Origin of the sequence: Nocardia sp. NPDC047648 (assembly GCF_040642815.1) — a bacterium.
Lineage (GTDB): Bacteria > Actinomycetota > Actinomycetes > Mycobacteriales > Mycobacteriaceae > Nocardia > Nocardia gamkensis.
Window position 1 is genome coordinate 766,517 of sequence record NZ_JBEYSX010000001.1, and the last position, 25,928, is coordinate 792,444.

General features: G+C 66.9%; 24 protein-coding genes. 7 read left to right on the forward strand and 17 right to left on the reverse strand.

Annotation, left to right across the window (positions count from 1 at the left end; all coding sequences use genetic code 11):
- Positions 1-45: 45 nt before the first annotated feature.
- From fmt to ABZ803_RS03525, 6 genes are all read right to left on the reverse strand, one after another.
- The gene (gene fmt / locus ABZ803_RS03500) at positions 46-969 is read right to left on the reverse strand and encodes a methionyl-tRNA formyltransferase (RefSeq protein ID WP_357032186.1); all 924 of its coding nucleotides are present in this window, start codon (positions 967-969) and stop codon (positions 46-48) included.
- Positions 969-1,535 (reverse strand): peptide deformylase, encoded by a 567-nt coding sequence (gene def, locus ABZ803_RS03505; RefSeq protein WP_040867501.1) that lies wholly within the window; start codon positions 1,533-1,535, stop codon positions 969-971. Before def ends, fmt begins: the two co-directional genes overlap by 1 nt.
- Before the next feature lie 213 nt (positions 1,536-1,748).
- Positions 1,749-2,984: a helix-turn-helix domain-containing protein gene (locus ABZ803_RS03510; protein ID WP_357032189.1), complete on the reverse strand. Its 1,236-nt coding sequence runs from the start codon at positions 2,982-2,984 to the stop codon at positions 1,749-1,751.
- Positions 2,985-3,019: 35 nt separating this feature from the next.
- A complete protein-coding gene (locus tag ABZ803_RS03515) occupies positions 3,020-4,408 on the reverse strand; it encodes a flavin monoamine oxidase family protein (protein WP_357032192.1) in 1,389 nt (462 codons plus the stop codon).
- The gene (locus tag ABZ803_RS03520) at positions 4,392-5,303 is read right to left on the reverse strand and encodes an alpha/beta fold hydrolase (protein ID WP_357032195.1); all 912 of its coding nucleotides are present in this window, start codon (positions 5,301-5,303) and stop codon (positions 4,392-4,394) included. Before ABZ803_RS03520 ends, ABZ803_RS03515 begins: the two co-directional genes overlap by 17 nt.
- On the reverse strand, positions 5,296-6,807 hold the full coding sequence (locus tag ABZ803_RS03525; RefSeq protein WP_357032198.1) for an NAD(P)/FAD-dependent oxidoreductase: 1,512 nt from the start codon (positions 6,805-6,807) through the stop codon (positions 5,296-5,298). Before ABZ803_RS03525 ends, ABZ803_RS03520 begins: the two co-directional genes overlap by 8 nt.
- Before the next feature lie 224 nt (positions 6,808-7,031).
- On the opposite strand from ABZ803_RS03525, the gene ABZ803_RS03530 reads away from it, so the two are divergent.
- Positions 7,032-7,721 carry a transporter gene (locus tag ABZ803_RS03530; RefSeq protein ID WP_357032201.1) on the forward strand — a complete coding sequence of 230 codons (690 nt, stop codon included), beginning with the start codon at positions 7,032-7,034 and terminating at the stop codon, positions 7,719-7,721.
- A 44-nt stretch (positions 7,722-7,765) separates the two neighbouring features.
- Positions 7,766-9,202 carry a gamma-aminobutyraldehyde dehydrogenase gene (locus ABZ803_RS03535; RefSeq protein ID WP_357032204.1) on the forward strand — a complete coding sequence of 479 codons (1,437 nt, stop codon included), beginning with the start codon at positions 7,766-7,768 and terminating at the stop codon, positions 9,200-9,202.
- Positions 9,203-9,659: 457 nt separating this feature from the next.
- On the opposite strand, the gene ABZ803_RS03540 is transcribed toward ABZ803_RS03535, so the two are convergent.
- From ABZ803_RS03540 to ABZ803_RS03590, 11 genes are all read right to left on the reverse strand, one after another.
- Entirely contained in the window at positions 9,660-10,667 is a 1,008-nt protein-coding gene (locus ABZ803_RS03540; protein ID WP_357032207.1) for a phosphotransferase family protein, read from the reverse strand.
- Entirely contained in the window at positions 10,664-11,425 is a 762-nt protein-coding gene (locus ABZ803_RS03545) for an SDR family oxidoreductase (RefSeq protein ID WP_357032210.1), read from the reverse strand. Before ABZ803_RS03545 ends, ABZ803_RS03540 begins: the two co-directional genes overlap by 4 nt.
- The gene (locus tag ABZ803_RS03550; RefSeq protein ID WP_357032213.1) at positions 11,425-12,540 is read right to left on the reverse strand and encodes a Zn-dependent alcohol dehydrogenase; all 1,116 of its coding nucleotides are present in this window, start codon (positions 12,538-12,540) and stop codon (positions 11,425-11,427) included. Before ABZ803_RS03550 ends, ABZ803_RS03545 begins: the two co-directional genes overlap by 1 nt.
- Positions 12,537-14,042 (reverse strand): class I adenylate-forming enzyme family protein, encoded by a 1,506-nt coding sequence (locus tag ABZ803_RS03555; protein ID WP_357032216.1) that lies wholly within the window; start codon positions 14,040-14,042, stop codon positions 12,537-12,539. The genes ABZ803_RS03550 and ABZ803_RS03555 overlap by 4 nt, the downstream gene beginning before the upstream one ends.
- Positions 14,043-14,051: 9 nt before the next feature.
- Positions 14,052-15,224 (reverse strand): saccharopine dehydrogenase NADP-binding domain-containing protein, encoded by a 1,173-nt coding sequence (locus ABZ803_RS03560; RefSeq protein ID WP_357032219.1) that lies wholly within the window; start codon positions 15,222-15,224, stop codon positions 14,052-14,054.
- A 31-nt stretch (positions 15,225-15,255) separates the two neighbouring features.
- Positions 15,256-16,200, reverse strand: a complete 945-nt coding sequence (locus ABZ803_RS03565; RefSeq protein ID WP_357032222.1) for a phytanoyl-CoA dioxygenase family protein — start codon at positions 16,198-16,200, stop codon at positions 15,256-15,258.
- A gap of 164 nt (positions 16,201-16,364) precedes the next feature.
- Positions 16,365-17,237 (reverse strand): alpha/beta fold hydrolase, encoded by an 873-nt coding sequence (locus ABZ803_RS03570; protein ID WP_357032225.1) that lies wholly within the window; start codon positions 17,235-17,237, stop codon positions 16,365-16,367.
- 29 nt (positions 17,238-17,266) lie between these two features.
- Positions 17,267-17,701, reverse strand: coding sequence for a nuclear transport factor 2 family protein (locus ABZ803_RS03575; protein ID WP_357032228.1), 435 nt, complete (start codon positions 17,699-17,701; stop codon positions 17,267-17,269).
- A gap of 174 nt (positions 17,702-17,875) precedes the next feature.
- Positions 17,876-18,712, reverse strand: a complete 837-nt coding sequence (locus ABZ803_RS03580; RefSeq protein WP_357032231.1) for an NAD(P)H-binding protein — start codon at positions 18,710-18,712, stop codon at positions 17,876-17,878.
- A 139-nt stretch (positions 18,713-18,851) separates the two neighbouring features.
- Positions 18,852-19,754, reverse strand: coding sequence for a hypothetical protein (locus ABZ803_RS03585; protein ID WP_357032234.1), 903 nt, complete (start codon positions 19,752-19,754; stop codon positions 18,852-18,854).
- Complete coding sequence (locus ABZ803_RS03590) at positions 19,751-20,461, reverse strand: DUF2306 domain-containing protein (protein WP_357032237.1); 711 nt, start codon at positions 20,459-20,461, stop codon at positions 19,751-19,753. Before ABZ803_RS03590 ends, ABZ803_RS03585 begins: the two co-directional genes overlap by 4 nt.
- Before the next feature lie 82 nt (positions 20,462-20,543).
- Between ABZ803_RS03590 and ABZ803_RS03595 the strand changes: the two genes are divergently transcribed.
- From ABZ803_RS03595 to ABZ803_RS03615, 5 genes are all read left to right on the forward strand, one after another.
- Positions 20,544-21,269, forward strand: coding sequence for a TetR/AcrR family transcriptional regulator (locus ABZ803_RS03595; protein WP_357032240.1), 726 nt, complete (start codon positions 20,544-20,546; stop codon positions 21,267-21,269).
- Between the two features lie 279 nt (positions 21,270-21,548).
- Complete coding sequence (locus tag ABZ803_RS03600) at positions 21,549-21,926, forward strand: VOC family protein (RefSeq protein WP_357032242.1); 378 nt, start codon at positions 21,549-21,551, stop codon at positions 21,924-21,926.
- Between the two features lie 185 nt (positions 21,927-22,111).
- On the forward strand, positions 22,112-22,741 hold the full coding sequence (locus tag ABZ803_RS03605; protein ID WP_357032245.1) for a TetR family transcriptional regulator: 630 nt from the start codon (positions 22,112-22,114) through the stop codon (positions 22,739-22,741).
- 361 nt (positions 22,742-23,102) lie between these two features.
- Complete coding sequence (locus ABZ803_RS03610) at positions 23,103-24,368, forward strand: helix-turn-helix domain-containing protein (RefSeq protein WP_357032678.1); 1,266 nt, start codon at positions 23,103-23,105, stop codon at positions 24,366-24,368.
- 95 nt (positions 24,369-24,463) lie between these two features.
- Positions 24,464-25,846, forward strand: coding sequence for an AarF/ABC1/UbiB kinase family protein (locus ABZ803_RS03615; protein WP_357032681.1), 1,383 nt, complete (start codon positions 24,464-24,466; stop codon positions 25,844-25,846).
- Positions 25,847-25,928: the final 82 nt, after the last annotated feature.

The window sequence follows — 25,928 nt, forward strand, 5'->3', positions numbered from 1 at the left end:
GCCGGTCGCGGGCGTTGTCGTCACCGGGCCGATTGCCGCGCGGCGTCATTCGACCACCGCGCCGGGCTGCAGGCGGGCGCCGCGCGCCCAGTCGAGCGCGGCCATCATGCGCTTGCCTTGCGGCTGCACCTGATCCAGCCGCACCGCGGTGGTGGCGGTGCCGACGAACACGCCGGACTTGCGCACCTCGATGACGCGTTCCGGCAATTCCTCCTCGACCAGCTCGACCGGTCCCAGCTTCAGCCGCGTGCCGCCCACCTCGGTCCAGGCGCCGGGAGCCGGGGTGACCGCGCGAATCCGCCTGCTGATGGCCAGGGCGGGTTGGTCCCAACGCACATGCCCGGCCTCGACACCGACCTTGGGCGCGTACGAGACGCCGTCGGTGGACTGCGGGACGGGCTGCAAGGTCCCGTCCTCCACGCCGTCGAGCGTCGCTTCCAGCAGGCGGGAGCCGCTGTCGGCCAATCGCTGCAGCAGCGCGCCCGCGGTATCGGTGACGGCGATCTTCTCGGTCACCATGCCGAAGACGGGGCCGGTGTCCAACCCGGCCTCGATCTGGAAGGTGGAGGCGCCGGTGATCTCGTCGCCCGCGTCGATCGCCGCCTGTACCGGCGCCGCGCCCCGCCAAGCCGGCAGCAGCGAGAAATGCAGGTTGATCCAGCCGAAGCGCGGGATGTCGAGCACCGGCTCGGGCAGCAGCGCGCCGTAGGCGACGACGGGACAGCAGTCCGGCGCCAAGTCGGTGAGCTGCGCCAGGAATTCCGGCTCCGACGGACGACGGGGAGTTAGCACCGGGATGCCGTGCCGGTCGGCCAGTTGACCGACCGGCGACCTGGTCACCTTCCGGCCGCGCCCCGCGACGGCGTCCGGCCGCGTCACCACGGCAACCACCTCGTGACGCGCCGATTCCAGCAGACGCTGCAGCGACGGAACCGCCGGTTCCGGGGTGCCCGCGAAGACGACGCGCATCAGCGGCCGGCCCCGAACGGGTTGGGCCGGCCCGAGCCGCTCATCGAGCGCGCGGGACGCACCGTCGATCCCGCGGTGAACCAATCGGATTCGCGGATCACCCGCATCGCCTCCTTGCGCTGGGCCGGGTCGAGACGGTCGATGAACAGCACCCCGTCGAGATGATCGGTCTCGTGCTGCACGCACCGCGCGAGCAGGCCTTCCGCCTCGAAAGCGACGGGCGCGCCGTCGACGTCCACACCGGACGCTCGCACACGCAAGGCCCGGCGCGTGTCGTAGCGCACGCCGGGGATCGACAGGCAGCCTTCCGGCCCGACCTGCTCTTCGTCGCCGACGACCTCCCACTGCGGGTTCACCAGATGCCCCGAAGCGTCGCCGGTGTCGTAGACGAACACGCGCAGCCCGACCCCGATCTGCGGCGCGGCCATCCCGACCCCGCCGTCGTCGTGCATGGTCTCGGTCAGGTCGGTGACCAGCTGCCGCAGATCGCGGTCGAACGCGGTGACCTCCGCGGCGCGGGCACGCAGAATGGGATCGCCGAACAGGCGAACGGGCTGGATGGTCACGGCTGGCTCCCGGAAGCGGACGAATACGGTCGCCCCATTCTAGTGAGACACCCGCAAATCCCCGATTCACCGGCCGGAAGCTGGTAGAACTCCTATGCGGTCCGGGCGGGGTGTCGATCCCTCCGCCCGGCCGCCCGGAAACGGGCTGGTCAGCGGGCTGCCGGTGACACCTGACCTGCTTCTCACCTGCAGCCACAGTGACGGTAGGGCAGCTCACGTATGTGTGCTCGCCGCGATAGACGGCGCCAGCTCCAGCACCAAGAGTGCTGCGGCAACGTGTGTGGGATTGTCTTCCACCTTGACGACAGAGAGCTCGTTGGCGCGTGATACCCGGCGCTCGACAGTGTTGCGGTGGGCGTACAGGTCGGCTGCTGCCCGTGTGGTGTTGAAGCCGCACTGCACATAGGTCAGGAGTGCCTGCCGCAACGCTTCGTCGGCTTCCGCCAACGCACCGAGCGTCTTGCTGACAAACCGTTGTGCACTCGCGCGGTCCTTCGTGATGCTGTCGATCAGCTCGACGTCGGCATACGCCGTGAATCGGCGGTCGGATCCCAGCCGGACGACCAGTGCCTGGGCCGCAAGAGCGTCTTGATGGCTCGACCGGAACCCCTCGAGTCCGTGCCCCTGCCTGCCGACGGCCGCCCGAACCTTCGCCGACTTCGTCGCGACCTTCTCGACATGACGCAGGTCCGGGATCTCGGACCCGGACAGCCAGATCCACCGCGAAGTCGCACTTGCCCGAGCCACGAGGGCGCTTCTCTCACCAACGGCGGAGCGCACAGCCGTGACGGCGCCGTCCAATGCACCACTCTCCTGCGGATCGTCGGTCCACAGCACAAGTCCCACGTGCAAGCGCGACATCCGGTATCGCAGCCGTCCTTCTGCGAAATCCTCGGTCACCGGGGCACCACTGGCAATCATCTGGATCAGCGCAATTGCGTCGGCGTCCGCATTGCCCATCGCCGCGGCCAGGCTTGCCTCGCGCAAGTACGCGACCGAGTCGAGGGCGTACTGCACCATCGACTTCGCCGACACGTCGAGGATTTCGACGAGCAGGGCCGAATCCGTGCAGTCGGCCACGCATTCTTCGAGCCATCGGCGCCAGGCGATACCGAGTGCGGCCCGCCATCCCCCGGCGAAATCAGGAGCGATGCCGCGGGAAACGAGGTCGCGGATGTACGCCGTAATCCTCGGGCCGATGTAGGGCTCGACTCTTTGTCCAGGATTTTGAATGTTCGACGTGAGCCACTGGACGAGATCGGAGCGATTGAGGTGGCGGTCCTCCTCGACCAGCGATACGTCCGGAAGCAGCTCAGGACCGTATTGCACGGGCAAAGCGGCCCCCGCTATGACTTCGGCGAACGCATCGGTGTCCGTCAAGATCCGCTGGCACACTGCCCGGAGCGCCTCAGCGGCTTCCGGGGCGGGCAGTGGCCACAGCTCCTCCACGTCGACATTCTCCCCTGATTTCCGCGGGACAGGGGTTACATCAACGACTTTTTCTCGATGCCGACCAGCTGCGCGACCCGCTCGGCGGCACGCAGACCGGTCAATACTGCCCCGTTCATACAACCGGCCCATTCGCCGGCGGTTTCGGTGCCGGCCCAGTGGATGCGCCCGTGCGGCTCGGTGAGGGCGCTGGCATAGCTGCCGGACGCGAACGGAGCCACAGCGGGATTCGGGCCGCCGGGGGCGAACGAGTCGGTGCCCCAGCAATGGTCGATGTAGTCGATGGGCTTGCTCGCCTGGTTGCCGTACAAATCCACCAGCTGCGCGATGACGCGGCTACGTCGAGTCTCGATGTCGAAGCCATCGAACGTGCGGGGGTCGCAGAAGGCCATCAAAATGCCTGGTCCACCGTCGCCGGGCGACACGTCGAAGGTGATGAAGACGGTCCCGGTGTCCGTCACCGCCTCGCCGGAAAGGCCGTTGGGCCGCCAGAACGGGCGCTCATAGGCGACGAACGCCTTGCTCAGCGCGCCCATGCGCCAGGTCTTCGTCAGTCCCTCGGCCTTTGCGGGCAGTACGGGGTCGAACTCGATATCGCCGCGATGCGCGGGCGCGGTCGCGACGATGGCGTACTCGGCATGGATCTCCCGCGAATCGGTGCAGACCACGACGCCGTTGTCGTCTTGCCGGATGTGGCGAACGGGAGCACCCACCACGACGCTGTCGCCGAGTTTCTCGGCAACCCGCTTGGCGATCTCCTGCGTGGTTTCGACGAACCGGTCCTGCTGCTGCCCGCCTTCGACGTCCAGCATGTGGTCGATCCCGCCCGCGGCGCGGATGTAGCGCAACGCGTGCAACAGCGAGACATCACCCGGGCTCGCGCCCCACTGCACCTTGCTGACGATGGCCATCAGCGAACGTGTAGCCGGTACCGCGCGCTTGCGGTCGAGCCATTCGCCGAACGATATCGCGTCGAGTTCCGCTGCGCGCGGGGACTCCCAGGCGGCATCGACGTGGATGGTCCGCAGCAGCTTCTCCAACGCCATCTGGATACGGGCCATGTCCGCCAGCGCCACCGGTGAGAACGTGGGAATGGTTCCGCTGTAGGTGCGGCGCCGGCCGGCCGCCCACATCACCTGGCGGCCTTGGTTGTACTGCGGGGTCGTGGTGCATCCGACTCGCTCGGCCAGGTCGCGAATCGCCGTGTGCCGCCGCGCGACCCACGTCGCGCCGAGGTCGACCTCGACCCCGGCCACCTCGCCGGTGAACGATCGGCCGCCGACCCGGTCGCGACCTTCCAGAACCAGGACGGACAACCCCATGCTCACGAGGCGATCCGCGGCGCTCAGACCCGCGAACCCGGCACCGACGATCACGACATCGACCGACGCGCGAGCCGAGCCGTTTTCAAGAGATTTCGACATGGTTTCCTCCAGCGCTGACGCGGTCCGCGTGCTGCGCGATGTAACGGGCGATCGGCTCGACGAGAGCCTTGGGAATGTGATGGCCCATGCCGGGAATGACCACATGCTGGGCCGAGCGGATCGCCTCGGCAGTGGCGATACCGCCACTGGGGTTTACAAGCAAGTCCCGGTCACCATTGATGACCAGTGTCGGAGCCGTGATCGTGCGCACCTGGGCCGTCCGGTCTCCCGAGCGCTGGATCGCTTGGATCTGGCGAGCCACGCCGGCGGCGGCGTCGCCGGCGCTCCGGTCCCATCCGCGGGCGGCGATGGCAGCTTCCTCGGCATCGTCGATCGGATAGGCCGTTCCGGCGATATGCCTCGTGAGCTGCAGGTGGTTGCGCACGGCCGCGGTTCGGTGCTTGGCCGGCGCCCCCACCAGGAGCCGAATCGTCGACCACGCCGGCTGACCGACATTGCGCGCTCCGGTGGTCGAGAAGATGGACGTCAACGACAGGACGCGCCGAGGTTCGGTCGCGGCGATGGTTTGCGCGATCATGCCGCCCATCGATCGCCCGACGAGGTGCACCTGCGCGACGCCGAGATGGTCGAGCAATCCGACACAATCACCGGCCATGTCCGCCAGGGAGTAGGCGTCCTTACGGGGTCGACCGATAACCTGTCGCCATAGCGGGGGCGGCGGAGTCGCGATGAACGTGGATTGACCGACGTCCCGGTTGTCCATCGAAATGACCCGAAATCCCTGGGAGACAAGCGCATCGACGAACGAGTCGGTCCAGAAAGTCAGGTCCTCTCCCATCCCGGCGATGAGCAGGATGGCGGGGTCGGCCAGGTCGCCGGAGTCACGAAAGCAGATTGTGGTTCCGGACGGAAGATGCGCGTACTGGTCAGACATGAGCGCTTGCCTTTTCGTGAACGCCGAACTCGAGGTGCTCGTCGGCCACCGGACCGCGCAGCGCCTTGGCATCCTCCTGATAGGACATCGCCATTCGCCATGGGGCGGTCGGGCCCTGCTTCGGCAGGAATTTCGCGCCGCGTTTGGCGTATCCGGCCTCCAGGTCCATGACCGGCCTGGGGTCCAGTCCAGGAGGCAGAGCCGGCACTGCGCGGTCGTAGCCGTGGGCATCCATGTGTTTGACCAGATCGATGAAGTAGCGGCACATCAGGCTCACCTTCAGGGTCCACGAGGAGGTCGTGTAGCCGATGGCCAGCGCCCAGTTCGGAATCCCGCTCAGCAGCATTCCGCGATAGGCGAAGCATTCGGCGAGGTCGATCTCCCGCCCATCGACGCCGATCGGCATTCCGCCGAAGAGCTGCATGTTCAACCCGGTCGCGGTGACGATGATGTCGGCTTCGAGCTCCTCGCCCGACTTCAAAACGATTCCGCGCTTGCTGAATCGGGCGATCGAATCGGTGACGACCGAAGCCTTGCCGGAGCAGATAGCGTCGAAGAAGTCGCCGTCGGGCGCCGCGCACAGCCGCTGGTCCCACGGGTTGTAGGGCGGGTTGAAGTGCTTGTCGACGTCGAAGCCCTTCGGGAGCCGCTTGATGTTCGAGCGACGGATCAGCTGCCGGCCCAGCTTCGGATACTTCCGGAGACCTTGGACGATCGCGCGCTCGATCCAGATGTTCTTGGCTCTCGTCGCCGCGTATCCGCGCTCGGCGCCCAGCAGTTTTGTGAGCGTGAGAGCGATACCGTCGACGCGCGGAACGGACATGATGTACGTCGGAGTGCGCTGCAGCATCGTAACGTGTTGGGCCGCACCGGAACCGGTTGACATCGCCGGCACCATCGTGATCGCGGTCGCGCCGCTGCCGATGATGACGACCTTCTTACCGCTGTAGTCGAGGTGCTCCGGCCAGTGCTGGGGATGAACCACCATGCCTTCGAAATCGTCGCGGCCCGGAAACTCTGGTGCGAACCCTTCGTCGTACCGGTAGTAGCCGGTGGCCGCGAAAACCCATCCGGTACGGATCGTCTTCGTGGCGGTCGAGCCGGTCACGGGGTCGGTCGCCTCGACGGTGAGAGTCCACTTCGAGTCCGCCGAGGACCAGTCCGACCGCACGACGCGGTGCCGGAACCGGACGAGATGCGACAGGTTGTTCTCGTCGAGCGTTTCCTGCAGGTACTCCCGGATCAGGTGCGCGTCCGCGATCGCCGACTCGTGGCGCCACGGTTTGAAGTCGTATCCGAAGGTGTGCAGGTCGGAGTCGGAACGAATGCCCGGATAGCGGAAGAGATCCCAGGTGCCGCCGATGTTGTCGCGGCCCTCCAGAACGATGAGGGACTTGTTGGGGAGCTCGCGGCTGAAATACGTCGCCGCGCCGATCCCGGAGATTCCCGCTCCGATGATGACGACGTCGAACTCCGCAACCTCGCTCGATACCTCGGTTGTCATGGCTGCAACCTCCTCGTTGCCCGTCTTGGTGGCTCCACTCTCGCCAACCGGAGACATGGATCACAACGACAGTGCGCACCACCTTTCACCGGCCTATGTGCAGCGTGCACCCGGGGTGCACCGTGCACTGCCGGCGAGCAGAACAGGTGCGCAGTGTCGTTGTGACCGGAGTCACTGGGTGGCGACAGTGGAGCCCACCTCGAAATGCGAAAGGAGCCAAGGCCATGAAGGACCTGCTCTTCCTTTTGGCCGATGTCTGGTTGATCGCCGCCGGCTTCTCCATCGGCTGGAAATTCATCCGGAACTACGGCAATTGGCTGCTCGGCCTGGAAGCGACGGTCGTCGGAGTGTCAGCGACCAACTTCCTGGTGGGGTCGCTGCTCGGTGCCGAGGCGGGCGGCGTCCCCTACTCGGTCGCCTTCTTCCTCGACGCATTCTCTCGATCGTTCGGCTTCACGCTCGTCCTCGTACTGGGCTTGATGGCGGTCACTCATCGGTACAAGCCCACGCTCGCCGTCGAAATCGGCGCATTCGGACTCGCCATCGCCGGGGGGTTCTACCTGGGGCAGTTCCATGACGAGACGCTGCACGTCGGCCCGGCCACGTTCTTCCTCGCGGCGAACGTGCTCACGACACTGTTCCTGGCCTACTTCGCCAAGCGACTCTGGGACATCGGCGCACGCGGGCTCTCCGTCTGGACCGGTGTGGTGACTGCCGCGGGGACCGCCATCGCGATCACCTATGACTTCTTTCCGCTCCCATTCGACGACGAACTTCGCACCTTCTTCTACACCGCCGCACTGACGACGTGGGGAGCCCAGGGCTTCGTCTACTACTTCGCCTACCGCGCGCTACACGCCGACACCGTTTCCGCGGACGCAACGCCAGGCCAGAAACTGAAAGCACAGTCATGAGCGGTCGTACCCCCTACTCCATCCGAAACCCTGAGGAGCCCCGAATGCTCGACCCTGATGACTACAACGCATCCAACCTGATCAACGGCGAGCTGGTGGACGCCCGATCGGGCCGTGAACTCGACGTCATCGAACCCGCCACCGGAGAGGTTCTGGCCCGCGTCGCCGCAGGCAACGGCGACGACGTCGACGCCGCTGTCACGGCAGCCGCGCAGGCGTTTCGATCGTTCAAGCGCACCACCCCTGGTGAGCGCTCGGAGATGCTGTTGGCGCTGGCCTCGGCGATCGAAGCCGAGGCCGACCACATCGCCGTGCTCGAGGCCCGCAACGTCGGCAAGCCGATGCCGGTGGCGCGCGACGAGATTTCATTGGTGGTCGACAACCTGCGGTTCTTCGCCGGCGCGGCGCGCACGTTGGAAGGACGTGCGGGTGGCGAGTACCTGCGCGGTTACGAGTCCTACGTGCGGCGCGAACCGATCGGCGTCGTGGCCGGTATCGCCCCGTGGAACTATCCGCTGCTCATGGCGACCTGGAAAATCGGACCGGCGCTCGCCGCGGGCAACTGCAGCATCCTCAAGCCCGCCCGCAATACGCCGCTCACCGCTCTGTACGTCGCCGAGCTGGCACGGGACATCTTCCCCGCCGGCGTGCTCAACGTCGTCTCGGGATCGGCAGGGGATATCGGCGACCGATTGGTGGGCGACCCTCGAATCGGACTCGTCTCCCTGACCGGCGACACGACCACCGGCCGCCACATCGCGAAGATCGCCGCCGATCGCGTCACGCAGACCCACCTCGAACTCGGCGGCAAGGCACCGGTGATCGTGCTGGACGATGCCGATATCGAAGCAGTCGTCGCCGGAATCGTAGTGGGCGCGTTCGTCAACAGCGGTCAGGACTGCACCGCCGCCTGCCGCGTCATCGCCACCCCGGGCGTTTACGACCGGCTGCTCGAAGCGCTCGTCCCTGCGGTGCAAGCCCTCGAGGTCGGCAACCCCACCGATGGCGACGATATCGACATGGGTCCGGTGATCTCGGCAGCCCATCGCCAGTCGATTCTCGACGTGCTCGCCAAGACCGACGGAACCATCGTCACCGGCGGAAAAGCGTTGCCAGGCAACGGGTTCTTTCTCGAGCCCACAATCGTAGCCGATCCGAGTCAACGCGACGTCATCGTCCAGACCGAACAATTCGGGCCCGTTGTATCGGTCCAGCGTGCCGCCGACGTCGACCAGGCCTTCGAGTGGGCCAACGACGTCGATTTCGGCCTCGCCTCATCCATCTGGACGCAGAACCTCAACCATGCGGCGCGCGCGGCGCGCGACCTGGACTTCGGGTGTGTGTGGGTCAACGACCACATGCCCATCATGTCGGAGATGCCCCACGGCGGCTTCAAGCAGTCCGGCTACGGCAAGGACATGTCGGTGTACGCGCTCGAGGAATACACGCGCATCAAGCACGTCATGACCAAAACGGTCTGACGCGAATCCATCCGAACCAGAAAAACGTTTATATTGAGCACCGGCCGTGGACACGTGGGCACCTACCGAACAGCGGCTGCGCGGCAATCCGGGCGTTGTCGCCATCTCCTTCATGATCATCGCGGGCGCCGCACCACTGACGGTGGTCGGCGGTCCGATGGCACCGGGGTTGTCCATCGGGAACGGGGCCGGACTACCGACCGCGTACCTCGCCACACCGGCCTGGGTGCATCGGTGGCGACGTTCGACGGCCCGAACCTGCCGTGGTGGATGTTGGCGGCCGGCGGGCTGGCGGCGGTGTCGTTTCTCGGCTAGGCCCCGACTGCGCGCCTCGGCTCGTAAGTCGGCCAAGACCGGCGCCGAGTCCCACGCCCACTTGTCAGCAAGCTCTCCCAGTGGCTGATGGAAGACGGCTTCAGCCGGGTGGACACGCGAATCGCGTCGAACGAGAAATCCTTCAGTTCTCTTTCGTCAGTGCGTCCAAACCGGCCGCCAGCAGCGGCTCGATCGAATCGCCGATGTTGTCGAAGCCCTCGCCGACCGTCTGGCCGTTGAGGTAGCGGTAGTGGATGCCTTCGAGGATCGTGGCGAGCTTGAACGCCGCGAGCCCGAGGTAGAAGCCGAAGTCGGACAGGTCGCGTTCGCTGGTTGCGGCATACCGGGCGATGATTTCGTCTTCGGTGAGAAAGCCCGGCGCGACGGACACGGTGGTCACGGCATCGAACCCATTGCCGGCGAGCCGGTGGTAGGTGAGCATCAACGCGAGGTCGGTGAGCGGGTCGCCGAGCGTCGCCATCTCCCAGTCCAGGACGGCGGTCGGCCTGTAGTCGGAGATGAGCACGTTGTCGAGCCGGAAGTCGCCGTGCACGATTCCCGCCGCCGATTCCTCCGGTACCGAGGAGGCCAGGCGGGAGTAGAGTTCGGCGGCCGCAGGCAGATCCCGGTGGTAGGAGGCATCGAGTTGCTTCTTCCACCGGATGACTTGACGGCGAAGAAAGCCCTCGGGCCGACCGAAGTCCGTCAGCCCGACAGCAGCCGGGTCGACCCGGTGCAGCGCGGCGAGCGTATCGACCAGGCGTTCCGAGATCACCCGGGTGTGCTCCTCCCCGAGCGGTTCGAGCTCCGCCGACGTGCGATAGGGCGTTCCGGCACATCGCTCCATGACATAGAACGTCGCGCCGATGACGCCATCGTCCTCGCACAACGCGTACGTCGCGGGGACCGGAACGTCGGTGTGCCACAGAGCTGACATGACTCGGTACTCCCGCGCCATGTCGTGTGCTGTCGCCAGTACATGCCCAAGCGGCGGCCGACGCACGATCCACTCGCGCGATCCGTCGCTGACGACGTAGGTCAGATTGGATTTCCCGCCCGCGATCAGTTTCGCGTGCAGGTTCGCGTCTACGACCGGGACAGTCGTCCGGATCCAGCGGGCGAAGCGGTCGAGATCCAGCCCAGGGGTCACTCGACGCCGCCGCACAGTGTGATGCCGCCGTCGACGACGACGAGTTGCCCGGTGATCCACGACGAATCCGGTGAGAGCAAGAAGGCCACGGCGCTGCCGATGTCGTGCGGCTCGCCGAGCCGCTCGAGCGGGTACGCGGCGGCGACGTCGTCCTCGCGTCCTTCATAGAGCTTTGCGGCGAACTCGGTCCGGACGACGCCCGGCGCCACCGCGTTGACGCGGATATCCGGGCCGAGTTCGACGGCCAGCAACTCGGTGATCGATGCCAGCATCGCCTTGCTCGCGCCGTAGAAACCGATGTTGGGCGACGGCCTGAGGCCGGAGACCGACGAGATGTTCACGACCGCGCCACCGTGCTCCTTCATCCAGGCCCGATGGATCTGCTGCACCCAAGACAGGGCGGCGATGCAGTTCACCTCGACGACCTTGCGCGCGGCACCGAGATCCAGCTCGACCATCGGCCCGTACGTGGGGTTGATGCCGGCGTTGTTGACCAACAGGTCCGCGCTGCCGAACGTTTCGAGCGCCTGTCGGATCGTGTCTGCCTGGTGCTCGACGTCGTCCGCCTTGCCGGCGACACCGAGCGCCGTCGAGGGTCCGCCGAGCGCGGCGACGGCCGCGTCGAGCGTGTCCTGGGTGCGTCCGGTAATGACAACCTTCGCGCCCTCGGCCACCAGCCGTTCGGCGATGGCCAGGCCGATCCCGCGGCTGGCGGCGGTGACGATCGCCGTCTTACCGGCAAATCTCGAGACGCTCATCAGTACTTGATCACCGACCGGATCCCGATGCCGCGTTTCATCTCGTCGAACGCGTCATTGATGTCCGCTATATCGATGACGCGGGTGACGAGTGAGTCGAGATCGATACGATTGTGCATGTAGTGCTCGACAAGCACCGGAAAGTCGACGTCGGGCCTGCTCGAACCATAGTTCGAGCCGATGAGCGAAAGCTCCTGGTCGGACATGACAAACGGATCGATCGTGATCGTCACACCGTTCGCCACCTGCCCGGCGACCACGGCAGTGCCGCCGCGGGCCAACACCGCGTATGCGGCCTCGATCGTCTGCGGCAGTCCGATGGCCTCGATCGCGACTTCGACGCCCCGACCGTCAGTGCATTGCGCGACCTTGGTCGCGAGATCCTCGCGACCACTGTTGATGACCTCGGTGGCTCCGAAAACACGTGCCTGGTAGAGCTTTTCGTCGGAGATATCGGCAGCGATGACCTGCTTCGCGCCGACGAGTCGAGCACCCTGAATCGCATTGAGCCCGACGCCACCGCAGCCGATCACCAGCACGGTGTCACTCGGACGCACCTTGGCGGTGTTGACCGCCGCACCGACGCCGGTCGTCACCGCGCAGCCGATGAGCGCCGACTGTTCGAAGGGTGCGTCCTTCCGGATGGCGATCGCACCCGATTCGGGCACCATCACGTACTGGCCGAAGGTCCCGAGGCCGGCGAAGCTCAGCACCTCCGCTCCGTCCGCTGCGGTGATACGTGACCGGCCGTCGAACGAGAGATGGTTGGCCGAATGCCGGCTCACCATGTCGCACAGGACGGGCCGGCCGCTGACGCAGTAGCGGCACCGGCGACACGAGGGTGTCCAGGAGAGCACAACGTGATCGCCGGGCGCGAGGGTCGTGACTCCCTCTCCGACGCTCTCGACGATTCCGGCACCCTCATGCCCGAGGATCATGGGCGTAGGCACGTCCCACTCACCGACAATCGCGTGCAGGTCGCTGTGGCACAGCCCGCTCGCCCGCATCCGCACGAGTACGTCGCCAGGCGGCGGAGTCGAGGGGATCGAGACTCTTTCGATGGTCAATGGTGCGTTCGGCGTCCGGAAGACGGCGGCGTCGAATTCGATGGTCATGGCAATTCCTCGTTGTGGTTGGTTCGGCGCAGTGCGGCGATGAGGTCCTCCCGGACGGCTCGGCGATCGAATTTGCCGGACGCATTCAACGGGAGGGCGTCGTAGACGACCCAGCGGTCCGGAACCGCGTAGTCGGGCATCGCTGCCCGCAGGAAGCCGACGAGTTCCTGCTCGTCGAAAACTGTGCCGGAGCGCACCTCGACGGCTGCCGCTACACGCTGGTGCAGGATGTCGTCCGGATAGCCGAAAGCGCATGCGGCCCCGATTGTCTCGTGGCGAGCGATGTGTGACTCGACGAACGTCGGCATGATCTTTTCGCCGCCACGATTGATGACGTCATCGGCACGACCGTGCAGCCACAGCAGTCCGTCGGCGTCGATGCGGCCGACGTCGCCGGTGCGCAGCCACCGTCCACTCATCTTCGCGGCCGTGAGCTGCGGCTCGTCCCAGTAGCCGAGCATGCGCGTCGGTCCGCTGAGCCATACCTCTCCCAGCGCACCGGGTTCGGCGTCGACACCTGACTCATCGACAATGCGCACTTCGACACCAGGCAGCGGCAGCCCCACAGACTCCGCCTTCGTGGCCGCCAGCTCATGCGGCAGGAACGTGCACACCGAGGTGAACTCGCTCAATCCGTACGCATGAACGAGCGCGAGGTGCGGCCACCGCCGAAGCAGTTCGTGGACCCAGGGCTCCGGCATTGCGCTGCCGCCGTACATGATCGTGCGCACGCCGCGAAAGATCTCCTCGGCGTCGTCGTGCAGCATCAGCATTCGCACCATGCTCGGCACCGCCGCGAGAAAGGTCGCCGGGTGGGCGATCAGTTCCGCCGCCGCGTCACCGGTTCGATAACGCCGGAGAAGACTGGTCGTTCCGCCCGAGACGACCAGGTGTGCCAGTTGATCCGCGAAACCGGTGTTGTGGAAAATCGGCACGAGGACCAAGGTGCTGTCGTCCGGCCCGGTTCCGAAATAGCCGGAGAACGCGCGGGCCAGTGCCGATATCGCGGAATGGCTGATGACCGCGCCCTTGGGAACTCCCGTCGTGCCCGAGGTGAAGCTGATCAACGCTGGAGCCTCACCCGTCGTCATTTCAGGTGCGGCGGCACCTCGATCTGTGCGGGCTTCACGCACGAAAGCCTCGAGTTCCAGGCATCGCGCGCCGGGTACCGCCGCGGCCGCGGCATCGTGGAGGACGAACTCGGCTTCGACTTTGGTGACCTGCTGAACGACCTGGCTCTGTGCGAGCCGAGTGTTCAGCGGGACGACGACGTTGTCGCCCCGCTGACACCCGAGAAACGCGACAACCCATTCCAGGCTGTTCTCCCCCAGCAGGACAACGCGATCACCCGCGACCACATCGCGAGCGCGGAGTGCGGCGACGAAACGCGTCAGCGCTTCGTCGAGCTCCGACCAGGTGAGGGTGTGCTCGCCGCAACGCAATGCCAGGGCGCTGGGACGCGTGGCTGCCCAGTTGGCCACCGCTTCGGAAAGGCTGTTCACGGCAATTCCTCAGACGGCCGTGAGATTTCGAATACCCGGCCCGAATCCGCCGAGTGACCGCCCGATGCGCTCGAACTCGGCGAGGGCGAACTGCCAGTCGAAGACCTCCGGACCCCACGCTCCGGGCGGCGGAGGTGACTGCAACGCGGCGAGCGCCGCGACCGCCGCACCGAGCCCGGTGCCACGCGACATCGGCGCATCATCGAGGAGCGCGAGAGCACCTTGGACGCGCGCGCCGTTCAGAGCCTGCACCATCAATGCGGTCAGTGGCTCACCGCTCTTTGCTGACGCTGATGCCGAATGCCGCGCCCACAGCATCTTCCACAGGAACTCGGCCGGTTCGACCTCGTTCCCACCGACATCGACGGTGACGTCGGTGTAGCCGAATCCGATACGACCGAGCGTCGAGAACGCGGCGTTGGCCCACCCCGGCCGGAGCGATCCCTTGCAACTCGCGTTGCGCAACTGCGGGAAATGCCTGGCCAGCGTCCTCGGCTCGGGGTGAGCGGTGTCGTAGGCCTGAATCTGACCGAGCGGCTCGGGAAAAGTGAAGTCAGTCGCCGTTTCCGGAACGAATCCCGCCGACCGCACCCACTTCCCGTCCCGCCAGATGGGGCACGGAGAGACTGCCATGTGAAGCATGTGGCGCAACGGAGCCAAGCCCCCGGGGTCCCGCTCGTGCGTCGCCCACACCACTTGGATTCCATCGCTGGTGGGGAATTCGTCGAGCAGACGAGCCGCGCACCAGTTCGAGACTCCGGGTGACCATCCCGCACCGGTGACCAGGGCGATGCCCGCACGCTTGGCATCCGCATCCATCGCCAGCACGGTTTCGGTCGCCTCGAGATCGTCACCGATGTCGATATAGGTCGTGCCGGCTTGCAGCGCAGCCTGGGCGAGGCTGTCCGAGCCCGCGAAAAACGGCCCGGACATGTTGAGCACCAGGTCGATTCCACTGAGATCGACCGTCTCCGCGGTGGCCTCGGCGATCCGTCCTCGCACGCGTGCCGGGTCGAATGTTTCGGCACGCCGCAGTGCTTCGGCCGAGCGGTCCATCGCCACGAACTGCGCGTGCGGGAGCTGCTCGAGCAGAATCCGGAGGGCGGCCCCGCCCATCTGGCCCACGCCGACAATGCCTACCGACACCATGGTGAAGAGTCCCTTCAGAGATTGCGCCCGCACTGAGCGAACGAATATTTGTGTGCGGCGAGCCCTAGCCGCGCTCGCTGTCCTCAGCCACCGCGGGCAACAGTTCGAGGTAGTCCGCGAGTTCGCTGTAGTCGACCTGCCACAGTCCCGGCGAGCCCGTCGGGTACTGCGAGCGGAATCCGATCAGGCTCTGGACACGAGGGGGGAGCGTCCGCGCCAGTTCGAGGTCCACCAGGAACGGGTAAGCCTCCTCGCCCACGAGGAAACCCGGGTTGAGTGCGAAGCTGACCGCACGGCGATACTGATCAGAGGTGCGGTTCGCGCCTCCGCCGTGGGCGGTCTTGCCGCTGAAGAACAGCGCGTCGCCGGCGTTCATGATCGCCGGAACGGTTTGTTCGGGCGCGCCGCGGTCTTGGAAGTTGTCCCACTTGTGGCTGCCCGGGATCACCCGCGTGGCGCCGTTCTCCTCGGTGAAGTCGGTCAAGGCGATGAGAAAGTTGACGGTCACCTCGGGTCCGGCTGGTCCCATGCCGACGAACGGGAACCAGTTCTCGAGGTCGCGGTGGAGCATTTGGGCGGCGTTGCCGGGCCCGATCTCGATGACCTGCGCCGTCGTCATCCAGTACGTTCCGGATTCTTCGAGGAACACCGCGTCCGCGAGTGCATGAACCAGGTCGTGGTCGATGACCTCACGACGGAACGCCTCGCTCCTGGTGACGAGGTTGGTGAGCCGCTTGGTGTTCCGGCCGTGGAATTCAGCGACGATCTCATTGTCGTGCTTGGAGCCAGGGCTCAGCTCTCGCAGGGCCGGGTCGATCTCGGCGTTGAACCGCGCGACCTGATCGGGTGTGAGCAAGCCCCTGACGATGACACCGCCGTCCTCGCGAACGATCGACAGAATCTCGTCGACGGGAGCTGTCGCGGCTATCGTGCGCAGATTCGTGGAGGCAGGTGCAGACATGGCGGTGACACTTCCGATCTCGTGGTTTGGTGTGAGCTGCGTCTCCACGATCCACCCACCAGGGAGCGGAGAACTACATCACCAGGCCCCACATTTCGGCTCCGTCAGTGCACTGTGCACCAGGGGTTCGTCCGGGCATCAGGCCACCCCGCCTTCGATATCGACACCGAGTGCGCAGTCGCAGTGGTCAGACAACGCTGCTCGACCTCGGGCTACAGCGTCCGGCCGAAGTGCGCCGCCACCGTGTCGACGGCGACCGTCACCTGGGGTTCCTGATCGTAGAAATCGAACTGGGTGCCCTGCGTCCAGAAGAAGTCCTTCGGACCGGCCAGCCCGGCGTGGAACCGGCGAGCGCCCTCGGGTATCGCGGCGTCCTCGCTGTGCACGAGGACGGTGGGCTGGGTGATCTTCGGCGCGGTGGCGATCGAGTCGTAGGTGAGCCAATCGATCCACGACATGACCGCGAACCGATTGGGCCAGGTCGGAATCCCACCGCGAGCCGGGTCGAGATAGAAGTCGATCCGGTAGGGCATGGCGGCGCCGTCCTCGGCGCTACCGACCACCGGCACGTACTCGACAGCACCGGAGGCCTCGAACCGCGTCCGCGCCGCGCGGCCCGCCGCGATCTTGGCCGCGACCTCGTCGGCGCCACCGTAGGCCTGCGCACAGACGGCAGCGTCGTGCAGCCACGGCGCGACCAGCGCCAGCGATCGTACGCGCGGATCGTGAGCGGCGGTGCCGGACATATACATCGCCGCCGCGCAGATCCCGAGCGCGCCGATCCGGTCCCCGTCGACCGCGGCGTGCGCGGTTAGGAAGTCCACCGCGTGACCGATATCGGCAATCTTGCGGTCCGGCGATTCGACGTCGCGCGGGTTCCCGCCGGATTCACCGAACCCGGTGAAATCGAAGGACAGTGCGGCATAGCCGTGTTCGGCCAGCCTCCGGGCGTAGCGGTCGGCCATCATCTCCTTCACGCTGGTCCAGGTTCCGGCGACCACCACGCCGGGCACCGGCCCCGGGGTGTCCGGCAGAAAGAGGTTGCCGACGAGTTCCACACCGGCGCTGTCGAATTCGACCTTCATCAGTTCGTCTTCCTTTCCGTACGACGAGATCAGGCGGGTCTGGGCAGCAGTCCGCGGTTGCCGTCGCCCCACAGGGCGGTCATCGCCAACCCACGGATACGCCAGACGCCCTCGACCCGGACGAGGTCGAACCGGTAACTGCCGCCCAGGGTCCACAGCGACGCACCGAACGCCTCGGCTTTGCGGTGGGTCGCCTGGAACGACGCGGTGCAGATCGCACTGTCCGCGTCGATGTCGACCAGATGGTTGGCCAGCAGGTGCTGGGTCGAAGCGAAACCGCCCAGGGTGTCGCGCCAAGCGGCGACGATCCGGTCGGGTGTCAGGGTGACCGTTTCTCCGCCATCGAGGCTGGTGTAGTCGAGCGTCACCGCGTCGGCGAATACGCCTGCGAGGGCGTCCCATTCGCGGTGATCGGTGTACCAGGCCATGCGGGTGCAGGTGTCGATGACATCGAGGCGATCCATGCGCTCAGCCTCGCCGCCCGGCCGGTCCCGCCGGTAGAGCACCGGCTGCACAGTGTGCTGCAGGAAGCTGCAACCGTGGCGGCGCTGCTAGATCACCTTCGCCGTCCTGACGCGGAGGGCCGCGGTGCCGCTACCGGCGAATCGTTTCGATGGCCGCGTCCGACGACCTTTCCCTCAGTCGGTGGCGAACGCGGCGGTGTGCGCGACAGCCCAGTCGGTGAAGGTGCGCGGTTCGTGTCCGGTTACCTCCCGGACGGTCGGGTACACCTGTGACTCGTCGAGTGAGCCGTCGAGATAGAAGTCGGCGAAGGCCGCGGCGTACTCCGGGGGCAGGGTGGCCGCGAGTTCGGCGCGGGTCTCGTCGTCGGTCAGTTCGCGGCAGACCAGGCGACGGTCGAGTACTTCGGCGAGGATGGCGATCTGGTCGGCGGGGCGCAGGGCCGCCGGGCCGGTCAGGTCCAGGATCCGGTCGGCGAACACATCGTCGGTGAGCGCCCGGGCGGCGACAGCGGCGATGTCGGCCGGGTCGATCGCCGCGACCGGCACCCGGGGGAACCGCACGCGGACGACGTCACCGGCGGCGAGCTGGGGCAGCCAGCGGAACGCGTTCGACATGAACGAGCGCGGCCGCAGGAACGTCCACGCCAGCCCCGATTCCCGCACCGCCTGCTCGGACCGGGCCATGGAGCGCGCGACCACATTGGCCGAATCCACCAGCTCGGCCGATCCGCTCGACAGCAACACAACGTGTTGCAGCCCGGCCGATTTCGCTCGGTCCAGCAGTGCGGGCAGGTTCGCGTGGCCGGGCAGCAGGAACATCGCCCGCGCGCCGTCGATGGCCTCGGACATGGTGTCGGGCACGTCGAGGTCGCCGGATACCGCCGTCACTCCGGGCGGCAGCGCGACGCCGTCGATGTCGCGTACCAGCGCCCGCACCGGCTGCCCGGCCCTGCGCACCGCCGCCACCACTTCCGAGCCGACATTTCCGGTCGCACCGGTCACCAGGATCACTGCTCCTCCTTCATTCACCCACAGCCCGTCTCACGCGGGCCCCACCAGGGGATAGCCCCCGCGAACCCAGCTTCGCCCAGCGCACCGTCGCAATTGAAGAGCAGTCGCTGCACCGCGGGGTGCAGGAAGCTGCACAGCCTCAGATCCAGCCTTTCTCCTTGACGAGCAGGGCAGCCTGGAACCGGGTTCGGGCGCCGAGCCTGTCCATCACCGCCGCGACATGCGCGCGGAACTTGCGGACCGAGATGTTGATCGATCGCGCGGCCGATTCATCGGTGTCGTGGCAGGTCAGCGCGTGCAGGACGCGCAATTCCGTCGGCGAGAAGGGTGGTTCGGCGACGTCGTGCGCGAGCGCCCACATCCGGTCGAAGACGCCGACGAGCAACCGCGCCAAGCCGGCATGGCGGATCTGTATCACGTCGTCGCCCGAGCCGGCCGCGACGAAGACCACCGAGCGATTGACGATCGCCAGCGGACCGATCCGCTGGGTGGTCGCCCGGTGCAGATCACCGAGCGCGTGACGGCGCCGGACGTGCGCCACCTGGGCGGGATCTTCCATGGCATCGATCGGGAAGATCACCCGGCTGCGCAGACCGGCCGCGAGCTGACGCTCGTATCCGGCCCGCGTGCGCCAGAAGGGGCTGTGGCGTGGATCGGCCTGGATCGACAGCAACTCATCCGGTTCCCGGGCCAGCAGTTGCTGGATGCGGCGCCCGGATTCCGCGCCGCCGGGCAGGTATTCGACGGACCCCGCCGGTTTGCCGGTGCGATGTTCCTCGCCCCATTCCCGAAGCGCGTCCCAGGCGGCGTCGAGCTCGGCGAATTGCCGCTGCGCCTCGCTCAGCCGCCTGCGGACCAGTACGTCCACCGCGGTGACAGGAGACACCGCTGACAGGTCGTCGTTGAGCAGGCCCAGCTGCCGCAGTTCACCGAGCACGAGGCGATCGGCCGGTGCGAGCGCCGCCGCGCGGTTGCGCTCTTGGAGCAGCCACCGGTACACCCGCTCCTGGTCGGGGGTCAGCCCCAACCGGTCCAGGGTCATCGCGGCCGACTCACCGGTCGGGGCCGCCGCTCCAGCCACCACTGCGCGATCAGCAGCGACAGCGTCCATCCCAGCCAGGTGCCGATGCCCGCGATGGTCTGGACGAGCAGCGTCTCGTCACCGTGGAAGGTCGTGTCGAGGCGGGGGTCCAGCACCAGGAACAGAATCGCCCCCAGGACGCGGTTGAGCACGATCGACAGGGTCAGCGCGAAGCTACGGATCATCCACCGGCGGTGGTCGCCGAATCGGCGGCGGCGGGCCATCCGCCAGCCGGCGATCGTCGTGAGCAGCCACAGCACCGACAGCATCACGTTGCTGACCCGGGCGACCGGTCCGAACGGGCTCGTCGCACCGATCACCAGACCGATCAGCCCGGCGGGCAGTACCCCGGCGACGACATAGACGCGGCCCAGGCCGCGGTGCAGCCCCGGATACGTTCGGCGAAACCACGGCCACACCTGAAAGCCACAGACCAGGATTGCCACCGAACCGCAGACGACATGCGCTACCAGCAGGGGGTAGTGCAGCGCGAAGCCAGGATCGGGGACTCGGGACAGCGACCGGTCGAAGGTGAGATAGGGCGGCAAGGAGAACGCGACGAAGGCGAAGACCAGGATCAGCAGCGGTCCGGTCCAGGGCCGCTGCCACCAGGTTCTGCGTGGCGGGGCGGAAACGGGGGGAGGCGATTGGCGGGTCGAAACACCCATGGTGGACCATCCGGGAAGCCGAGACGACATGTACTGCGTACAAGATACGCGTAGCGTACGACATACGCAATAAGGAGGGACTGTGACCGACGAACTGCCACCGGTGGCACGGCTGCTGTGGTCGGGCAACCGGCCGACCGGCCGCGGGCCGAAACCGGCTCTCACCCTCGACCGCATCGTCGCCGCGGCCGTGGAGGTGGCGGACGCGGATGGAATCGGGGCGCTGTCGATGCAGCGCGTCGCCAAGCAGTTGGGCGCGGCGACCATGTCGCTGTACCGGCATGTGCCCAGCAAGGACGACCTGGTCTCGCTGATGTTCGACGCGGTGATGGGTGACCCGCCCCGCTTGCCCGCCGACGACTGGCGTGCGGCGCTGCGCCAATGGGCCGGCGCGACCAGGGAGCTGTACCTGCGCCATCCGTGGATGCTGGTGGTCGGCACCGGCAATCGGTTCATGGGACCGAATGAAGCCGCCTGGGGTGAGGCCGCCATGCGCGCCCTACTGGACGGCGGGTTGCCCCTTGCGGTCGTCACCGAGGCTCTGCTATCGGTCAGCGCGTTCACCAGTGGGGCGACCCGGCTCGAGATCGATCCCGGCCTCGGGCGCGACACGGACGGCCACACCGGGCCGGTGCTCGATCCGGCCGTATTCGTCGAATTCGGCGGGCCGGATCGGTTTCCCGCCCTCGCGGCGGTCGCCGCCGCGGGCTCGCCGGACGACGGTGGCGCGGGCACCGGGGCCGGGTCGGTGTTCGCATTCGGGCTAGCGGCGCTGCTGGACGGCATCGCCGCACTCCTGCGCGAGTGATCCCGCAGGCTCTCCTTCCCCCTCGGCCACCTTCACATGACGACCGCCGCGGAACCGGAGGCTTGGCCGGTTTCGCCCGATAGGCTACGCTGTGCGGCGATGACTACCGGGACGGCCTTGCGCCACACACGGATTGGTTACCCGGCGCTCTCCTGAGCGCCGTTCGGGCCTGCCGCGGCCCGAGCCTGCCATTCGATCGAAGTCCTCGCGCCGGTGCGCGGGCCCCACCTCCGTCGTGATGATCACACGCTTCACAGATCGATCACGACAGGAGTAATCATGCCCGCACGCTTCAACCACACCATCATCGCGGCCAAGGATCGCCACGAGTCCGCGGCCTTCTTCCGCGATCTCTTCGAGTTCGCCGAAGCCCCGTCGTGGGGAGTGTTCACCAACCTGCTCTGCGAGGACGGGGTGCTGCTGCAGTTCGCCGAACCACCGGTCGAGGACATCCAGATGCAGCACTACGCCTTCCTCGTCGACGACGAGCTGTTCGAACGGGCCTACGGAAAGCTGTGTGAGCGGGGTATCGAGCACGCGGCCGACCCGTTCTTCCAGCAGCCGGGTACCACCAACACCGGACACGGCGGACGCGGGGTCTACTTCCGCGACCCGGCCGGGCACGGGATCGAGATGATCACCCGGCCGTATTTGTAACCTGCCGCCGATATCGTTGCGACCCTGCGGTTTGCGCCAAGCCCCGCCAGGGTCGCGACGCGGCTCCACCGGATTCCACGCGGCATCCCGGAGATCGGGAATCCACCTCGTCGTTACGCCGACGACGGCGCTGACGCTCAGTAACATGAGCGTTGCTCATTTTCCATGATCAGCAGGAGGGCGTGATGCCGTCGAAGGCTGTCGGTCAGCGCCGTCGTCCGACGCAGGAACGCGCGAAGGCGACCAGGGAGCACATCCTCGATACGGCCGCGCGGCTGTTCGGTGAGCGCGGTATCGCCAACACCTCGACCAACCGGATCGCGGTGGAGGCCGGTGTCAGCATAGGAACGGTCTACCGCTACTTCGCCGACCGCGCCGTCCTGGTCGAGGAGTTGCTCGAGCGGCTGCTCGAGACCATCGAGCGGCGCTTCACACAGCAGGTGTTCAATCTGTCGGAGAAATCGATCCCGCAGATCGTCAGCGATGTCCTGCAGGTAATCACCGCGGAACTGGTCGCGAACGCGCAATTGGTGCGCGCGCTGGTCGGCGGAGTGCAGTTCTACAGCAGTGGTATCCCGGAATTCGAGCCACGACTGCGTCTGCTGGTCAAGGTGATGCTGATCCAGATCCTCGGCCCGGGAGACGATCACGAGTACGACGTGATGACCTTCGTCATGATCAACACCGGATTCGCGGCAGTCCTGCGCGCGTCGGCTCTGGATGTGGACAGCCGGGCCCGCGCGGAGGCGATCGATATGACCGGGCGGATGATCGGCGCGTGGATGGAGGCCGAAGCCGAGGCCGCCGCCGTCTGATCGACGCGGCGTCCTTCGGCACGGTGACGATTCCGTCCGCCGTCGTGTCTGCGCGGCGCGTGGCCCCCACCGATCGGACGACTGTCCACGTGCGGGGAGAGGAAAGTGAGCAGGTCACCAGGTTCTGGCTCCGGAACACTCCCCCCGGCTACGCTCGCGGTCCCTATTCCTACTGCTCAGGAGCTGTTTTCACGGTCGTCGGCCGACCGGCCGAAAGCGGAGTAGTAGCTGATCTGGGACTCGGATTACCGTTGAGGACAGGGTGAACAACCGGTGACGCCGAGGCGCCGCACGATTGCTTACCCGGGCGGTTCGAGCTTGGACGTGGCCGCTGATGGCGGTGGCGAGGAGGTCACACGTGATGATCGAAGACATCGCTCATCCTGCGGTCGATCCGGAAGGGCCGCCGGTCATCCGGCCGCCGCACGATGTACACAGACTCGCACGTGAAGTGGTCGCACACGTCGCGGAGACGGCGGCGCCCTGCCGCACGCTACCGGGTGGCGCGGTCGGCGCCGACGTCACCGAGGTGGTCCGCGCGTGCATGCGGTGGGCCATCCAGGGTTTGGACGGGCAGGCGGTGCCGGACCGCATCGACGGTTTGCAGGTCGCGGCAGCGGGATGGGCACGCGAGGGGATCCCGGTCGATGCCGTCCTGCACGCGGTTCACGTGGGTTTCAAGTTCGGGCTCGGCTTGCTGTTCGGCGACCGCGGATCCACGCATCGCATCGACATCGCCACCGGCACCGCGACCGTAGTGGAGCTGTTGAATCTACTGACCTCGACGGTCAGCAAAGCCTACGTCCGCGAATACAAGGCCATCGCCGCCGAACACCACACCGCGGTGCACACCCTTACCTCGGCGCTGCTGGGCGGGCACGCGACATCCGCGATGGCCCGCGAATGCGGAATACCCCTCGCCGACCGATATTTCGTGCTCGCCCTCGCCGTGCCCGCGCATCCCGACGAAACCCATCCCCGGCTCGACAGCCAGGTCGTCGCGCGGCGCAAACTCCGCCGCCTCCAGGCCGCCCTCGCGGGCCTGTTCGATGACCGAGCGCTTTCGCTGCTGTCGGTCGACGGGGGAACCGTCCTCATTCCCTGTACCCGGCCCGGAGATCCCGGCGAAGACATCGATCTCGACAAGGTCGTCGCGACACTTTCCGGCGCCGCGCAAGTGCCGGTCACCGCCGGTGTCGTGTGCGCCGGTCCCGACGAGGTGTCCGCCGCGGCTGTCCAAGCGCACGAACTGCTCGACACGGTGCAACAACTGGAACGTGGACCAGGGCTGTACAGGTTCCCCGAGCTGGCGCTGCACTATCAACTGACCCGCCCCGGAGTCGGTCGAGACCAGCTCCGCACACACCTCGCCCCACTGATGGACCATCCGGAGCTGTTGGAAACCCTGCGGACTCATCTCGACACGGGCATGCATCGCTTGCGCACCGCGCGGCGACTGCATGTTCATCCGAACACCGTCGATTACCGGCTGCGGCGCATCGCGCAGCTCACCGGCTTCGACCCCGCCGACGGCAGAGGCCTGTGGTATCTGCGGTCGGCGCTCATCGCCTCGGCCGTCAGCGATCTTCCGAGCGAGGTACCGGCCGGCACCCGCCGCCCGGCCTGAAGAAGCACCCATCACCGGTCGACAAGCGGCGGTCGGGCTGCGAAGAATACGGACGTGCGGCATCGGCGGCACGAATGCTCATGGAGGTGCATGCGGTGGCCGGACGGGTACCCAGAGGTCGCCTGGCGAGAAGTGGCCGCCTCGGCGGCTTGGCCGCAGGCCAGGCGGTACGCGGGGTCGGGAACCGGCTGTCGATGATCGGCAGAACCGAGGAAGCCCGGCGGGTTCTCGCCGAGCGCTCGACGCTGCAGACTGCGCAGCAACTCGTCACGGTGCTCGGCGCCATGAAGGGCGCGGCGATGAAGCTGGGGCAGATGCTGTCGGTTCTCGAGGTCGACCTCGTGCCCGAATCGCACCGGGAACTGTTCCGCACCAAGCTCGCCGAACTGCGGGATCGCGCGCCTGCCGTGCCGTTCGCCGCGATGAAGCAGGTGATCGAGGACGACCTCGGGCCGTTGGCGCGCGTGTTCGCCGATTTCGACGAGACACCGATCGCCGCGGCGTCGATCGGGCAGGTGTATCGGGCCCGGTTGCACGACGGACGCACCGTGGCGGTCAAGGTGCAGTACCCGGGTGTGGACGCGGCGATCCACGCGGACATGCGCAATCTGGAAGTGCTCAGCAAGCTGTGGAAAACCGTCCTGCCGAGCGCGGCCGACACCGCCGTGCTGGACGAGATCGCCCGCAACATCGGCAACGAACTCGACTACCCGCGCGAAGCCCGGACCCAGCACCGGGTAGCGATGCGCTACCGCGACCACCCCTTCATCACCGTCCCCGACAGCATCGAAGAGCACTGCACGCGAAGCGTTCTCGTCTCCGAGTACGTCGAGGGCGGTGACTTCCAGCGGATTCGAGCATTGCCCGCCGCCGATCGCGACCGCCTCGGCGAGTTGATCTACCGCTTCTACATCAGTGCGCTGTTCAGCGACAACGAGTTCTGCGGCGACCCGCATCCGGGCAACATCCTGCTCGCCGCCGACGGCCGGCTGGCGTTCGTCGATTTCGGGCTCTACGATCACATGGACCCCGTGCACGTGGACTTCGAGCGCGCGTGTCTGCGGGCCGCCGGTGAACACCGCGCACGAGACCTGTACGACGCCTGGGTCGGACGCGGCATCATCGACCCGGACGCGGGCGTCACCACCCAGGAATGCCTGGATTATGTGTGGGCCGCCGCGGGATGGCATCTACTCGACGAACCGATCACCATCACACCCGAGGTCGCCACCGGCGCGGTCATCCTCGCCATCGACCCGCGAGCCGCCGAGTTCAAAGGTATGCGCCACCAACTACTCCCGGCCGAGCACGTGTTCTCCCGCCGCGCGGACCTGTTCACCTTCGCCGCGCTCGGCCAGCTCCACGTCACCAACAACTGGCATCGCCTCGCGCGGGAGTGGCTCTACCACGAGCCCGCCACCACCGACATCGGCAAGGCGATCGAACAGTGGCAACGCGACCGGGAACACCGAGTGTGACTCCCGACCGCACCGGACCCACGCCTCGTACGGCACATATGCGCGCGCACTCCGCGTGAAGTCCACGCCGATGGGTAGCCCA